This is a genomic window from Rhodopirellula islandica, assembly GCF_001027925.1.
GTDB classification, from domain to species: Bacteria; Planctomycetota; Planctomycetia; order Pirellulales; family Pirellulaceae; genus Rhodopirellula; species Rhodopirellula islandica.
In genome coordinates this window covers 101170-116055 of sequence record NZ_LECT01000023.1, presented here as the reverse complement: position 1 = coordinate 116055, position 14886 = coordinate 101170, and the positions used below count along the sequence as shown (strand labels likewise).

Below are 14886 nucleotides of genomic sequence, written 5' to 3'. Positions count from 1 at the left end.
CAGGAAATTGCAGAGAGAAGAATTAATGAGAAGGGTCAGAAGACAGCAGATCAAGAACGGCTTGCATGTCGGGAGGAATGGGCGCGGTCAGCGTCATTTCTTTCCCGGTTTGTGGGTTGGTGAAGGTCAATGCTTTGGCGTGCAAGGCTTGACGCCCCAGCAAAACCTGCTGGTCTTCAGAAGTCGGCTGCACACCAGGCGTTGCGACTTCCATGCCGGCCATCCGGCGAATCTGCGAACGGCTCAACTCGGAGTGCCCACCGTACAGTCGATCGCAAAGAATCGGGCAGCCGATGTGCGCCAGGTGAACTCGAATTTGGTGCGTGCGCCCCGTCTTGGGCCGCACGTCCACTCGCGTCACGCGGCCATGGCGTTCCACGACTTCATAGAACGTCGACGCGGACTTGCTGGTCGAATGGTCTTCACGGATCGCTTGTTTGTCGCGCTGGTAGGGATGACGTCCGATCGAAGCGTGAATCCAGTCACGATCTCGATCGAGTCGGCCCGATGTGATCGCGGTGTATTCCTTCTGCACCAATCGGTCGTGCCACTGGGCAGCTAAATTCAGGTGCACCGCGTTGTTCTTGGCAACGACGATCACGCCGCTGGTGTCTCGATCCAGACGATGCACAATGCCTGGACGAGTGGGACCACCCACGTCGGATAGCGATTGAAACCGAAACGCGAGCGCGCTCGTCAGCGTCCCTGACCAGTGGCCACGTGCCGGGTGCACGACCATCCCAGCCGCCTTGTTGATGACGACCAAACCATCGTCTTCATAGAGAATATCCAGCGGGATGTTCTCCGGCACCGTGTCGTCGGATGCCGGCGGAGGCACGCGAAACCGGATCGTCTGCCCAGCTTTGATTTTGTAGCTGGGACGAATGACCCGCCCATCGACTTCCGCACCATCGTTCTGAACCGCGTCCCGAATTTGCGATCGGCTGTAGCCATCGCAGGACTGGGTCAAGAACAAATCGATTCGAAACCCATGAGCGGATTCAGGAACGACGAATTCGCGCATCACTCGTCGGATACGGCGGGTTCATCGGCAGCGGGTGCTTCTTCTGCGGCGGGAGCTTTCTCAGCGGCAGCTTCCTCAGCTGGCGTTTCTGCTTCCACCGTTTCTTCTGCCGGAACTTCTTCTTTGGCAGCTTCCTCAGTGGACGCTTCTTCGGCCGCAGCCTCTTCCTTCATTTCTTCGGCTGGCTCAGCGGCTTCTTCCGAGGCAGCCTCTTCCGCGGCCTCTTCCTCGGCGGCAGCTTCCGTTTCAGCAACTTCTTCGGTCATCGCTGGCTCTTCAGTTGCCTCAGCTTCCTCCGTCACTTCTGCATCCGCTTCGGTCGCATCGTCCATTGGGAAATCCAAGGGTGGCAAATCCAAGTCTGGCAGGTCGGGGAGTTCACCGGCTCCTGGCAACGACGGTGGCATGCTCGGTTCCGCTGGCGAGAAGTCTTGTTCTTGGAACCAAGCCAAGAATTCCTTCGCTTGAGGTGACGAGAGTGAGGCGACGCGAGTCTTGGCTTCTTCGATCATCGCGGCGGATTCGCCCACCGCCATCGCGGCTTCGTATTCCTGCACTGCCTCTTCCACGTTGCCTCGCGCTTCCGCAATTTGCGCGAGACCGTAATGGGCACGTGATTGGATCATGGCATCGTTGCTCAGCTCCATCGCTTGCTTGTAAGCGTCGACGGCATCGTCGAGCAATGTTTCCGCTTCATCTCGGCTGGTGTACAACGATGAGAACCCGAGTCCCATTTGCTGGCCGCCTTGGTAAAGACGTGCCCAAGCCGCAGCGGAGGTCTTCGGGTATTGGGCGGCGATGGTCGCTAGACTCTCTGTGTCGCCGGTGATGGACGCATCGATCAACTGCAACGTGGCGTCGCTTCGATTGTCCGATCGAGTACTGGAATAGACTCCATAACCCAAGACAGCAACGAAGAACGCTGCGACACCCAAGGCGATTGTCTTGGAGTAAGGCTCAATCGAGTGATTCAACTTGTCGAGGACTCCGGCAAGTTCATTCTCGTTCAGCTGGTGACGTCGCTCGCTGTTCATACGTTCGCAGGGGTGAAGGGATTCGAATCCGTGAGCCCGAAGTATAGAAATCGCCGGAACTTAACGTCAAGACAAGCAAGGCCGGCACACCCCCATGAATGAACGCAAAAAAACATGAATGCTGCACAAAAAAAACGGGTTTTGATCGCGGAAGACGACCCCGTCCTGCGACATTTGCTGCAATTCACCTTGGACCGCGCCGGAATGGATGTGACCGCGGTCGCAGATGGGCAACTGGCCTGGGACATGATTCAGTCCAGCGAAAAGTTCGATGCTCTGGTCACCGACCACGAAATGCCCGCTCTGAGTGGAGTCGAGCTGATCGGCCGCGTGGTCGAAACGTCGCCGATTTCAGTGATTGTCCTCTGCACGGCCAAGGGCTTTGAAATCGACCCGGACAAAATCGTCGAACGCCCCGGCTTGGTTTCCCTGGTCAGCAAACCCTTCAGCCCCAGACAGCTGGTCAGCATCATCGAAGAACGACTCGCAAAAAACGCCACCGATTGAGAGGGTTCGCGTCCAAATCCCGGCGAATCCGGCTACGACGCCTCAGATCGTAGGCCATGTTTTACATGGCAACCGCGCCGATGCTTTGGAACAAAGCGAGCCGTCCAGCAGTTGTAGGCCGGACCAAGGACCGGAGGGACGCCGCTCCGGCAGTCGTGGTGGTTGCGGCCGCGATGATGTGGACCTGGGTTGCCGGAACAACGCTTCGCTGGGTCCGGCCTACGATTGCTCGAGCGTGTTGACCTGCCAACAACCGCTCACCAAAGTCCAACGCCAGGTGGAACCTGGCCTACGAACGCCAGTGACTGATCTGGCTTACAATGCACCTGAGACGCTGTTCCCAATTCCCTGAACTGCGAGGTGCGACGATGACAGGCAATCGATCCGGACTGACGCTGCTGGAAGTGGCAGTGGTTTTGATTTGCATCGTGATTGTGATGGCACTGCTGTTGCCGGCGATCAACGGACCACATAGTGGTCGCCGAAACCAATGCTCCACCCAAATCAAAAACCTGAGCTTGGCTGCGATCCAGTACTCCGCTGCCAAGGACCAACTGCCGGGATGGGCGATGGAGTTCGGCCACTTTGGTTGGGATCCCGAAACTGAAACGGTCCTTTCGTCTTTGGTTGATCCCTCCGCCGATTCCCCCGAAGCGAACTCGCAAAACCTCTCCCCTCACCGCAAGATCGGAACCTGGGCAGTCGCCCTGCTGCCTTGGCTGGACGCTCAACCAACCTACGAACACTGGACTGAGGACCGCTTCCCGATCCTCACTCAGGCCGAAGGTTCCACCACCGGATTCAGCGGGCAAGGCTTTCACCCGCTGGCGGCACCCAACCTGGCGATCATGCAGTGCCCAACGGATCCCACCCAAAGTGAAGACGACGGACGCAACAGTTACGTCGCCAACGCGGGTGTCTTCTTCCCACCGAACGACATGATCTCGGGCCAACACGCCATCTTTCATCCCGACGGCACAACCAAAACCGTCACGTTCGCTGAATCGATGAGCAAACAATTCGGAGCCCTTGGGAACCAGGTTTCCGCTCGCTTGGAACGATCCGACGCAGAGGCCCGCGTTCCGATCGCGAAACCAATTCAATTGGATGACATTCGCGATGGAGCGGGCAACACGGTCCTTTTCTCCGAATCGCTTCATGCGCTTTCCTGGCATCGATCGGGATTCGTCAACGATGAGGATCTGACCTTCGAGAACCATCCCGACGAAGTGCTTTACCCCACACTCAGCCGGTTCACCAACACGATGGTTTGGCACGGGGTGGACTGGAGCAACAACAAGCAACCCCGCGAGATTCACCGGATCAACGGGGAACGTGCGCTCACTGAAACGATGCAGATGAATTCCACCAACGCCGCCGACTTGGCTCGCCCGTCGTCGGCACATATCGAAGGAGTCAACGCAGCCATGGCTGACGGCGGCACCCGATTCATTTCGGAAACGATCGACCACCGTGTTTGGCAATCGCTGATGACACCTCGCGGCCGCGAACCGATTTCAGACGACGCGATGTGAGCAATGGCCTGGCATCCATGTCGGACCAAAGGGAGCACCAGATCAGAGTAGAACAGTTGTCTCAACTGTTCCGTCGAGCAGGCCTCCACCACCAAGCCTCGTCGCACCCGATTCAGCTCCAAACCGTTCGCTTCACGCTGCTCGACGACACTCATCAGACACGCAAACATTTGAGGACAAATGTTCTACTCTTTTTGAGTGCCCCGAGGGCGTGGCAAGCCTTGCATGGTCTTGCGGCGGCAGCAGTGCTTGAACTTGTCTCCGCTGCCGCAAGGGCACGGGTCGTTGCGGTGGACTTTCCCGCGACGTTTGCGACGACCGCGAAACAGACGCTTGGGATCCTGGTGGTACATTTTGCGAAGCATCGCGTAGAGCTTTGGGTTCTTGGCTTGCAACTGGGCTGGTTTCTCAAAGAAGTACTCTGACAGCACAGCGAAGTACTCCGCCTCGTTGGTGTACGCGTAATCGTCGATCCCTGAACGCGTTCCCTCGGATTGCAACTCTTCCCCCACCCACTTCACCCACGGCTCGGTGACTTCCGACGAAGCCGACGCGGGAATCCCATCGACTTCGCCGTCCGCTTTGTCGACCAAGTGAGCGAACTCGTGAATGCCAACGTTGCGTTTGTCACCCGGGTTTGAGAATCCAGCCAGCAAAGAAGGCTTGGACAAAATCATCACCCCGCTCAGGTGATTCACGCCGATCATCCCCAACGTGTTTTTGTCGCTGTCACCTTCGGTCTGATAATCCGCACCAAAGGACCCGGGGTAGATCAGCACTTCGCCCAATCCCGAGTACTCGAAGTCGTCCAGCCCCATGATCGGGATCACCGCGCTGGCACCCACCAGGGCTCGCGTCGTTTCATCGACGTCGGTGCGGATTCCCGTGATGGCGACCTCGTCCAAAAAGACCTTCATGCGATTGCGGAAACCCTCGCGTTGATCCTCGTCGAGCATGCGGTAGTACACGACATGCGTTTGCAGCGCGGCTTCCCAAACGTCCGGGAAGGGCGAGGCCATGACTTTCAATCGACGCACCGTTCGCCGGCGGAACCACCAATGCAGGGCCCACGCCAACGGCAACGCAGCGAGAGCCCAGGGGCGAACGAACGCGACGCCAACGACCAGCAGGGCGAAGGCGACCGAGATGCCAACCGCCCAGCGACGGTTGGCTTGATCCAATTCAGGAGTGACAAGCATGGCGGTAGCATAGAGTGCCGAGGGCCAATCTGCAGAGAGCGGAGAACGTGCTCCCCACCCTGGGACTCCGGGCTGAGCACTTTCCCGCGTGTAGGCGAAATCCGGCTGGGTAGTTATTCTCGTGGCTCCGTCGACCCAATGTGACGTCGACTCCCTCCCCTCCACTCAGATTTCGGTTTCCCCGTGCACCGATTCGATTCCATTTCTGTTGCTGCTCCCGACGCCATTTTGGGACTGACTGAAGCGTTCAAAGCCGATGAACGCGAAACCAAAATGAATCTTTCCGTGGGCGTGTACCAAGACGCTTCGGGCACCACGCCCGTGCTTCGCTGCGTGAAAGAGGCCGAAAAACGGCTCATTGAAACCGAATCGACCAAGGGCTACCTCTCCATCGATGGCCTGCCGGATTACCGCGAAGCCGCCCGTCAATTGATTTTCGCCGATCAAATCGCCCCCGAACGCGTGGCTGCCGTGCAGACACCGGGCGGCACGGGTGCCCTCCGCGTGGCGGCGGAATTCCTGGCCACTCAGTGCGGACCGTTGCGGATTTTCTTGCCGACGCCAACCTGGGCCAACCACAACGCGATCATGGCCGCTGCCGGCTTGCCCGTGGAAACCTATTCTTACCTGGGTTCGGACAAAAAGACGCTGGACTTCGACGCCTTGATCGAAGACCTGAAGAACAAAACCAAGGCCGGCGACGCGGTCCTGCTGCACGCTTGTTGCCACAACCCAACCGGAGTCGACCCGACACCGGAACAATGGGAACAAATCGCCAGCGTCGTCGCGGAAAAGAACCTGACCCCGCTGCTGGACTTCGCCTACCAAGGCTTCGGCACTGGCCTGAACGAAGACGCGGCGGGCGTTCGCACCGTGCTGCGGCATGTCGACGAAGCCATCGTGTGCTCGTCATTCAGCAAGAACTTTGGCCTGTACAGCGAACGTGTCGGAACCGCTTGCCTGGTGTCCGGGTCCGCTGACACGACCAAGGCAGCTCTCAGCCAACTCAAGCGAGTCGTCCGAGCCAACTACAGCAACCCACCCCGCCACGGCGGTGCGATCGTGGCCACCGTGTTGGCCGACCAAGGGCTGACTCAGATGTGGCACGAAGAGCTCGCCGAGATGCGAACCCGAATCGCTTCGCTGCGAAAACAATTTGTCGATGGCATGGCCGCGACGGGAGTCGACCAAGACTTCTCGTTCTTGCTGAATCAGAAAGGCATGTTCTCATTCAGCGGTTTGTCACCGATGCAAGTCGACCAATTGCGTAGCGAACATGGCGTCTATTTGGTCGGCAGTGGCAGAATCAACGTCGCTGGCATGAATGAATCGCGGATGGAATGGTTGTGCAACGCAGTGGCGTCTGTCTTGCGATAGACTAGCCACAGTCTGTCCAATGCATTGAAGATGAAACATGATGCTGACGCCCTGTTTCCCTCCCTCCTGATTTTCCGCCATGCCTTTGGAACTTCGTCGAGCGTTTTTGGTTGTGGCTGCCATCGTGGTGATGGTGTCCCTGATCTGGGCGTCTCGATTTGATGCGATGCCGCCGGCTGACTTCAGCTTTCAAAACGGCACCGACCCCAAAACGCTTGATCCACACCGAGCGACCGGCCAACCCGAAAGCCGGATTCTGTTCAACATCTTCACCGGTTTGCTGGAAGAGTTGCCCGAGGGCGACCCCGATCCAGAAACCGGCGTCCAACCCATGACTCCTCAGGCGGGCATCGCTTCGTCTTACGAAGTCTCGCCGGACAACATGACCTACACGTTCCACTTGCGGGACGATGCCACCTGGAGCGACGGGGTCCCGATCACATCGGCTGACTTTGTCTGGTCGTGGACACGGATGCTGCATCCGGAAACCGCCTGCGAATACAACTTCCAACTGTTCGGCGTCCAGCACGCCGAAGCCTACGCGACCGGCGAAGTCCAACCCGGCGACAAGGTCGAAGTCGAACTGTGGGACCGCCCGGGTGAATCGATCGACGGCGATCCAGCCCCCCAAACCTTCCCCCGTGGGACCATCGTTCACGGCACCCTGAAGGCGCTCGACAAACCGCCCCAGCCCAACGTTCCGGAAGACGCCTCCAAAGAAGAAAAGTCCAAGGCCACTGCCGATTGGCAATCCGAATGGCTGTACACCGTTGATCTGGCGAAACGAGACGGCGATGAAATCCTCTGGGACGAGGTCACCGAAACGGTCACCTACACCAAAAACCTGCAGACGCCCTTGGCGAAGGACAACACCCAGCGAGCCCATGCCGTCCTGGTCGCCTTCGATCAACTCGGTGGCGTCGAAGCTCCCGACCCATTCACGCTGATCGTCCATCTTCGCGACCCCCTCCCGTACTTCCCGTACCTGACCGCGTACTACCCTCTGTTCCCAGTCCCTCGCCACTGCATTGAAGAGCATGGCAAACCGATGTGGACGCGGCCCGAGAACATCGTCACCTGCGGCCCTTATAAAGTCGGCCTTCGAAAACTGCGCGACCGAGTCCGCTTGGTCAAAGACGAGCGATGGTACGACGCCGACACCGTGGGGATTGAAACGATCGATGCCCTTTCCATCGAGAGCCAAAACACAGCGCTCAACATGTACGAGACCGGCGAACTGGACTGGGTCACCGACCCGCCCGTCACCCTGATCGAAGAACTCAAGCAACGCGACGATTACCACGGCGCGCCGTACTTGTCGGTGTACTACTACGAACTCAACACCAAACGCCCGCCACTGGATGACGTGCGAGTCCGCAAAGCGCTTTCGATGGCGATCAATCGCGAACAGATCGTGCGTGAAGTCACCAAGGCTGGCCAACAGCCTGCCTTTGCCTTGGTACCGCCTGGGATTGCCGGTTACACGCACGTCAAAGGCAATCGAGGATCGCTCGAAGAAGCCAAGCAACTGCTGGTCGAAGCAGGTTACCCCGGCGGACGCGGCTTCCCCAAGTTCACGATTCTGTACAACACCAGCGAAAGCCACCGGGCGATCGCGGAAGTCATCCAACAGCAATGGCAAAACAACCTGAACGTCAAAGCTGACCTGCAGAACATGGAATGGGGCAGTTTCCTCGACAAACGCCAGCAACAGAAGTACGACATTTCGCGAGCCGCCTGGAACGGCGACTACCCCGATCCCAACACGTTCTTGGACCTGTTCCTCAGCAAGAGCCCGCAGAACAACACCGCTTGGAACAACCCACGCTACGACGAACTGGTGGCCGCCGCGGCGTCCGAATCCGACAAAGTCAAACGCATGGAACTGTTGGCGGAAGCCGAAACGATCTGGGCCGATGAGTTGCCTGCGATTCCAATCTATTACTACGTCGGACTGAACATCATCAAACCCCACGTCAAGGGTTTGTTCCCGACACCACAAGACACGCACCCGTTTCAAACGATTCGATTGGAACCCAAGCCATGAAAGACTTGCTCGGATTCCTGGTCCGACGCCTCGGCTGGATGGCCATCACACTGTGGGCGGTTTACACCGTTTCGTTTGTGCTGATGCGTGCGGCCCCCGGCAGCCCCTTCAGTGCCGAGCGCGCGATGCCTCCCGCGATCGAGCAACAGATGCGTGCCCGGTACAACCTGGATGCACCGCCACTGCAGCAGTACTGGGACTACATGTGGGGCATCCTCAGCCGCGGCGACCTCAGTTGGTCGATCAAGCTGGAGGATTACAGCGTCAACCAAGTCATCGCGGAAGGCTTCCCCGTCTCCGCCTCGCTGGCCATCTTCGCCTTGGTTTTCGCGATCATCCTGGGTGTTTCCGCCGGAGTCATCTCGGCCGTTTATCGCGGCACCGTCGCCGACGTGGCGATGATGGCAACCGCGGTGCTCGGCATCGCCATTCCCAACTTTGTGTTGGCATCGATCGCGATTTTGCTGTTCGTGTTCTTGATCCCTCTGTTCCCGGCCGCAGGCTGGGGAACCCTTCGACAAGTCACCCTGCCGGCGATTTGTCTGGGACTGCCCGTTGCCGCCTACATCGCCCGCCTGACCCGAGCCGGGATGCTGGAATCGCTCACCCGCGAACATGTTCGCACCGCGTTCGCCAAAGGACTGCCCAAACGCACCGTGATCATCAAACACGTGCTTCCCGGCGCGTTGCTTCCCGTGGTCAGCTACCTCGGTCCAGCCACGGCGGGCGTCCTGACCGGATCGCTGGTGCTGGAAAAAATCTTTGCCTTGCCCGGGATGGGCAGCCACTTCATCTATGCCGCGACTCAGCGTGACACGACGCTGGCGACCGGCATGGTGCTGACCTACACCGTGCTGCTGTTTGTGATGAACACCATCGTTGACTTGGCCTACGCTGTCATTGACCCGCGAGTCGAACTGGAATGAACCTTCCCGATTCAGGCAAGAACGAAGAAGCGCTCGCGAAGTTGCTGGAGGAATCCCGCAAGATTCGCGGTGTCTCGCTTTGGAAAGATGCTTGGCGTCGATTGCGTCGCAACCGCCCTGCCATGACCTCGCTGGTCTTCTTGATCGGTTTGGGGTTGGTCGCGTTCCTGACGCCGATGCTGCCGCTGCAAAGCCCGCTCGACAAAGACCTCAACAACCGCCGCTTCCTCCCACCCTCGTTCGAATCGGTCACGATGGGATCGCGGGAAGGGTTGAAGTTCGCCGACAGAAAACTGACCAGCCAACTGGCACTCTTCGAAGCCAACATCGCCGAAGAATCTGCGGCGGCATTGGCAACCACCCACCCGGCCGAACAAGCCAAACAGCTTGAGTCGATCCAAGACCGAATTCGAGTCGAACATCCCTTCAACCAACTCTGGAATCAACTCGGCAGCATCTCCTTCAAGATGGTGCAGCTTCGCGTCGCGATCTTTGGTGACTACGCGGTGCCATCCATTTTTGGAACCGACAAACTCGGACGCGACCTGCTCGCTCGAGTTTTCTGGGGCGCTCGCGTTTCACTGGTCGTGGGTGTGGTGGCGACGTTGGTCAGTTTGGTGATCGGCGTCAGCTACGGCGCGATCGCAGGCTACTTCGGTGGCTGGGTGGACGCAGCGATGATGCGGATCGTCGACATGCTGTATTCGATCCCGTTCATTTTTGTGGTGATCTACCTGGTCACGTTCTTGGGCGAGGAGAGCGTGAAAGCGTGGCTGGAAAGCTACGGCATCGACCAAATCATGATCTTCTACATCATCATCGGTGCGATCTATTGGCTGACGATGTCACGCGTCGTTCGCGGCCAAGTGCTGTCCCTTCGTCAAGAACAGTTCATTGAGTCGGCTCGCACAATTGGTGCCTCGTCGATGCGAATCGTGTTTCGACACCTGGTGCCCAACGTGCTTGGCATCGTCATCGTTTACCTGACCTTGACCATCCCCGCCGTGATGCTGTTCGAAGCTTTCCTCTCGTTCCTGGGTTTGGGCGTTGCCCCGCCCGATGTGTCCTGGGGATTGTTGCTCAACGACGGCGTGGAAGCCCTTTCCAGCGTCAAACTTTTTTGGTGGGTGGTGATTTTCCCAGGCGCGGCTCTGGCCATGACCCTGTTCGCTTTGAACTTCTTAGGCGACGGTTTGCGTGACGCGTTGGATCCAAAGATGAAAAACCGATGAACCCAGCTCCCGGATCGCCCACCGCTTCCTCCATGCCCGCCACAGCGGACGCAATCGACGCCCCTCGCGGGGACGACCAACCACTCCTCCAGGTTGCCGATCTCAAGGTCAGCTTCAAAACAGATGAGGGGCAGGTCCAAGCCGTCCGCGGGATATCTTTTGATGTTCGAGCAGGGGAGACTGTCGGCATCGTGGGAGAGTCAGGCAGCGGAAAAAGCGTCACCAACTTGGCGATGATGGGACTGATCCCACAACCGCCGGGACAAATCGATTCCGGAACGGCGCTGTTTCAAGGTCGCGACCTCCTGAAGATGACCGATCGAGAACTGCAAAGCGTCCGCGGCCGGCATGTCTCGATGATCTTTCAAGATCCGATGACGGCGTTGAACCCACTGATGACCATCGAGCAGCAAATGACCGAGATGACTCGGTTGCACTTGGGACTCACAAAGAAAGAAGCTGCCGCACGCGCGGTGGACATGTTGGGAATGGTTGGGATCACGTCACCCGAAAAACGCCTCCGCGACTACCCGCACCAATTCAGTGGTGGGATGCGACAACGCGTGATGATCGCAATGGCGTTGTCCTGCGAACCGGAACTGCTGATTGCAGATGAGCCCACCACCGCACTGGACGTGACCATCCAAGCCCAGATCATGGATCTGCTCGCTGACCTGCAAGAACGCAAGGGCACAGCGATTGTCTTGATCACGCACGACCTGGGCGTGGTGGCCGGTGTCGCTGACCGCGTGATGGTGATGTACGCCGGACGCATTGTTGAAAAAGCCAACGTGAACGACCTCTTCGCGTCCCCCCAACACCCGTACACACTTGGCTTGCTCGGTTCGCTGCCACGGTTTGACACCGATCGCCACGAGAAACTGCTGGCGATTCCCGGTGGCCCGCCGGACATGTCCGAACCCATCGTCGGCTGCGCGTTCTCGCCGAGGTGCAGCTTCGTGCAACCGGTTTGCGAGCGTGAAGAACCCACGCTGGCGTTGAAAACAGAACCTGCCGGCGGTGCGAACCTGCCCGTCGTGCAACCTCACCTCGCGGCTTGCCATGTGGAGATGCCCTCATGAGCGCAGTCAACGCCCCACACGAAGCCACCCAAGGATCAGGCAACGCCACCGCGGACCCACCGCTGCTGCAAGTCCGCGACCTGAAGGTTCACTTCCCCTTTCGACGTGGGTCCCTGTTCAATCCCGAGCAAGGCCTGATCCGCGCCGTCGATGGCGTGTCCTTTGACATTGCCAAAGGCGAAACACTGGGGTTGGTCGGGGAATCCGGCTGCGGAAAATCGACCACCGCTCGCGCGATCATCAACCTGGTTCACCCGACCTCAGGCGACGTCCTGGTTGACGGCAAATCGATTGCGGGACTGTCCGACAAAGAGATGCTGCCGTACCGACGCCGCGTGCAAATGGTTTTCCAAGATCCCTTTGCCAGCCTCAACCCTCGGATGACCGTCGGTGGCATCATCGGCGAACCGCTGACGGTTCACAAACTCGCCTCCGGAAAAGACCGCCAACTCGAAGTGCTGCGACTGATGGAATTGGTGGGCCTCAACCCTCGATTCCTGAATCGCTACCCCCACGAATTCAGTGGCGGCCAACGGCAACGCATCGGCATCGCTCGCGCCCTCGCGGTCCAACCGGACCTGATCCTCTGTGACGAACCCGTGTCCGCACTCGATGTTTCGATCCAAGCACAGATCATCAACCTGATGATGGACCTGCAGCAGCGACTCGGTGTGGCGTACCTGTTCATCGCTCACGACTTGGCCGTCGTCCGCCACATCGCGACTCGAGTCGGAGTGATGTACCTCGGCCGAATCGCGGAACTCGGCACAGCAGAAGAACTCTACGCCGACCCCAAACACCCCTACACCGAAGCCCTGCTGTCCGCCGTCCCAGTCCCCGACCCAGTCCTCGCGGCCGAACGACGGCGAATCGTGCTGCAAGGCGAAGTCCCCTCGCCGGACAAGTTCTACCCCGGTTGCTCGTTCGCCGACCGCTGCCCGATCGCCGTGGACCGCTGCCGAACCGATCGGCCCGGACTGCCAGACCGATCGCACGCCGCGGCTTGTTGGGAGCGTGATGATCCGCCGGAAGTTTGATAAGCTGCGGGATTGATTGAACTCATCCGCCGTTTCGTCTTTTTCCCAACTTCATCATGCCGTTGTCGATCATCCATTTTCCGCATCCGACACTCCGACACACCAGCCGCCCCATCATGCGGGTGGATGCCAAGCTGAAGTCGATGGCCGAAGAGATGCTCGACCTGATGTACGAGTTCGACGGCGTCGGCCTGGCGGCCAACCAAGTTGACTTGCCCATCCGCATGTTCGTCGCCAACCCCACGGGAAAACGCGACGAGGGCGAGTCCTGGGTGATCCTCAACCCCGAGATCGACCGCCACAAAGGCAACGACACCGCCCAAGAAGGCTGCCTCAGCGTGCCGGGCATTTACGGCCAAGTCAAACGCCCCAAAACCGTGCGGTTGCGTGGATTTGACCTTCAAGGCAACGAGATCAACCAAGTCCTCGATGGTTTCATGGCACGCGTGGTCCAACACGAAGTCGACCACCTCGACGGCATCATGTTCTTTGACCGCATCGGCGAAGAAGGCCTCCGCGACCTCGAAGACCAACTCGAAGAATTCAAAACCGATTACGAGTCCAAGCAGGGCACCGGGTCGATCGCCGATGCAGCAACACTGGCTCGGCAACGAGCCGAATGGGAAGCCATGTACACCGGCGGGACCTCCTCCCATGACTGATTCCCTGCGTTATGCGCTGATGGGGACCGGCCCCTTTGCGGTGCCATCCTTTGAGGCAATCTGCCAACAACTGGATTCCACCGGCGACGAAATCGCCCGCGTATTCGTGCGGCCGCTGCCGCCCATCAAAAGCCGCGGTGGCCCGCCACCGCAACCGGTCCGGGAATGGGCGGAATCACACAACCTTCCCGTCGATGCTCCCGCCAGCATCAACGATCCCGAAACCGTGGCCAGCCTGGTCGCCATGGACGCGGATCTGCTCGTCGTTTGCGACTACGGCCAAATCCTGAAACCCGATGCACTGCAAGCCGCACGCCTGGGCGGCATCAACTTGCATGGCTCGCTGCTGCCCGCCTACCGAGGCGCCGCGCCGGTTCAACGAGCCCTCTTGTCTGGCGATCGCGAAACCGGCGTGTCGGTGATCCACATGACCCCGCGACTCGATGGCGGACCAATCGTATCCTCTCGCACCACACCCATTCGCGACGACGAGACATCCGGTGAACTGGAAACTCGCCTGTCAGCCATTGGTGTCGATGCCACGCTGGAAGCCATCGGCCTGTTGCGAACAATCGAGTCCCTCGAAACTCACGGCCCCCTTGGCCAACCGCAGGACCCCACCAAGATTTCCAAGGCACCGCGATTGTCCAAGGCCGAAGCCCAGATCGACTGGTCCGCGACGGCCCGCCAAATCGATTGCCTGGTGCGAGGCATGCAGCCGTGGCCGGTGGCCTTCACCCATGCGACCGTGAACGAAAACAAACCACCGCTCCGCGTCGCGATTCGCGAAGTCCGCACGGAAACGTTCGCCGCTGACCCCGCCAACGTGGGCCGGGTGATGGAGCACGATGGGCTGGCCATCGGATGCGGCGACGGCCAAGTCATCGTCGAGCGACTTCAACCGGCCGGCAAAAAAGAAATGTCCGGCCTGGACTTCAAACGCGGCCACCGCCTGACAGCCGGCCAACCGCTGATCGCACAACCGTAGGCCAGGTTCCACCTGGCAATCATGCCAATGCTCCTGTAGGCCAGGTCCCACCTGGCAACCACGCCGATGCTTTGGAACAAAGCGAGGCGTCAGTCACCTCATCTCGCAAGCCCAACCTCCGCCTGCCAAGAACCACCGCCAGGTGGAACCTGGCCTAGGAACGCCGATTTTGCAATTTCAAATTGTCAATTCACTTTTGCAATCGAACTCGAAGCACGCTCCATCCAGGCGGACGC

The 14886-nt window shown here is 59.1% G+C and carries 13 protein-coding genes; 10 read left to right on the top strand and 3 right to left on the bottom strand.

Annotated elements, in window-relative coordinates:
* Window positions 1-22: 22 nt before the first annotated feature.
* The gene (locus RISK_RS11760; RefSeq protein ID WP_047814488.1) at window positions 23-1024 is read right to left on the bottom strand and encodes an RluA family pseudouridine synthase; all 1002 of its coding nucleotides are present in this window, start codon (window positions 1022-1024) and stop codon (window positions 23-25) included.
* Window positions 1024-2058, bottom strand: a complete 1035-nt coding sequence (locus RISK_RS11755; RefSeq protein WP_047814487.1) for a YfgM family protein — start codon at window positions 2056-2058, stop codon at window positions 1024-1026. Before RISK_RS11755 ends, RISK_RS11760 begins: the two co-directional genes overlap by 1 nt.
* 114 nt (window positions 2059-2172) lie before the next feature.
* Here RISK_RS11755 and RISK_RS11750 point away from each other — a divergent pair, with 114 nt between their 5' ends.
* Window positions 2173-2565, top strand: coding sequence for a response regulator (locus tag RISK_RS11750; protein ID WP_047814486.1), 393 nt, complete (start codon window positions 2173-2175; stop codon window positions 2563-2565).
* A gap of 320 nt (window positions 2566-2885) precedes the next feature.
* Window positions 2886-4100, top strand: coding sequence for a DUF1559 domain-containing protein (locus RISK_RS11740; protein ID WP_449314166.1), 1215 nt, complete (start codon window positions 2886-2888; stop codon window positions 4098-4100).
* A 185-nt stretch (window positions 4101-4285) separates the two neighbouring features.
* Here the strand turns inward: RISK_RS11740 and RISK_RS11735 are convergent, their stop codons facing one another.
* Complete coding sequence (locus RISK_RS11735; protein ID WP_047814483.1) at window positions 4286-5299, bottom strand: zinc-dependent peptidase; 1014 nt, start codon at window positions 5297-5299, stop codon at window positions 4286-4288.
* Window positions 5300-5482: 183 nt separating this feature from the next.
* On the opposite strand from RISK_RS11735, the gene RISK_RS11730 reads away from it, so the two are divergent.
* The 8 genes from RISK_RS11730 to RISK_RS11695 all read left to right on the top strand — a co-directional run bounded on the left by RISK_RS11730 (window position 5483) and on the right by RISK_RS11695 (window position 14650).
* Complete coding sequence (locus RISK_RS11730) at window positions 5483-6676, top strand: amino acid aminotransferase (RefSeq protein WP_047814482.1); 1194 nt, start codon at window positions 5483-5485, stop codon at window positions 6674-6676.
* Between the two features lie 79 nt (window positions 6677-6755).
* Window positions 6756-8723: a peptide ABC transporter substrate-binding protein gene (locus RISK_RS11725; protein WP_047814481.1), complete on the top strand. Its 1968-nt coding sequence runs from the start codon at window positions 6756-6758 to the stop codon at window positions 8721-8723.
* Window positions 8720-9649: an ABC transporter permease gene (locus tag RISK_RS11720; protein ID WP_047814480.1), complete on the top strand. Its 930-nt coding sequence runs from the start codon at window positions 8720-8722 to the stop codon at window positions 9647-9649. The genes RISK_RS11725 and RISK_RS11720 overlap by 4 nt, the downstream gene beginning before the upstream one ends.
* On the top strand, window positions 9646-10881 hold the full coding sequence (locus tag RISK_RS11715; protein WP_047814479.1) for an ABC transporter permease: 1236 nt from the start codon (window positions 9646-9648) through the stop codon (window positions 10879-10881). Before RISK_RS11720 ends, RISK_RS11715 begins: the two co-directional genes overlap by 4 nt.
* Window positions 10882-10913: 32 nt before the next feature.
* Window positions 10914-11963: an ABC transporter ATP-binding protein gene (locus RISK_RS11710; protein ID WP_047814536.1), complete on the top strand. Its 1050-nt coding sequence runs from the start codon at window positions 10914-10916 to the stop codon at window positions 11961-11963.
* The gene (locus tag RISK_RS11705) at window positions 11960-13000 is read left to right on the top strand and encodes an ABC transporter ATP-binding protein (protein WP_047814478.1); all 1041 of its coding nucleotides are present in this window, start codon (window positions 11960-11962) and stop codon (window positions 12998-13000) included. The genes RISK_RS11710 and RISK_RS11705 overlap by 4 nt, the downstream gene beginning before the upstream one ends.
* Window positions 13001-13056: 56 nt before the next feature.
* The gene (def, locus tag RISK_RS11700; RefSeq protein WP_047814477.1) at window positions 13057-13662 is read left to right on the top strand and encodes a peptide deformylase; all 606 of its coding nucleotides are present in this window, start codon (window positions 13057-13059) and stop codon (window positions 13660-13662) included.
* The gene (locus tag RISK_RS11695; protein WP_047814476.1) at window positions 13655-14650 is read left to right on the top strand and encodes a methionyl-tRNA formyltransferase; all 996 of its coding nucleotides are present in this window, start codon (window positions 13655-13657) and stop codon (window positions 14648-14650) included. The genes def and RISK_RS11695 overlap by 8 nt, the downstream gene beginning before the upstream one ends.
* Window positions 14651-14886: the final 236 nt, after the last annotated feature.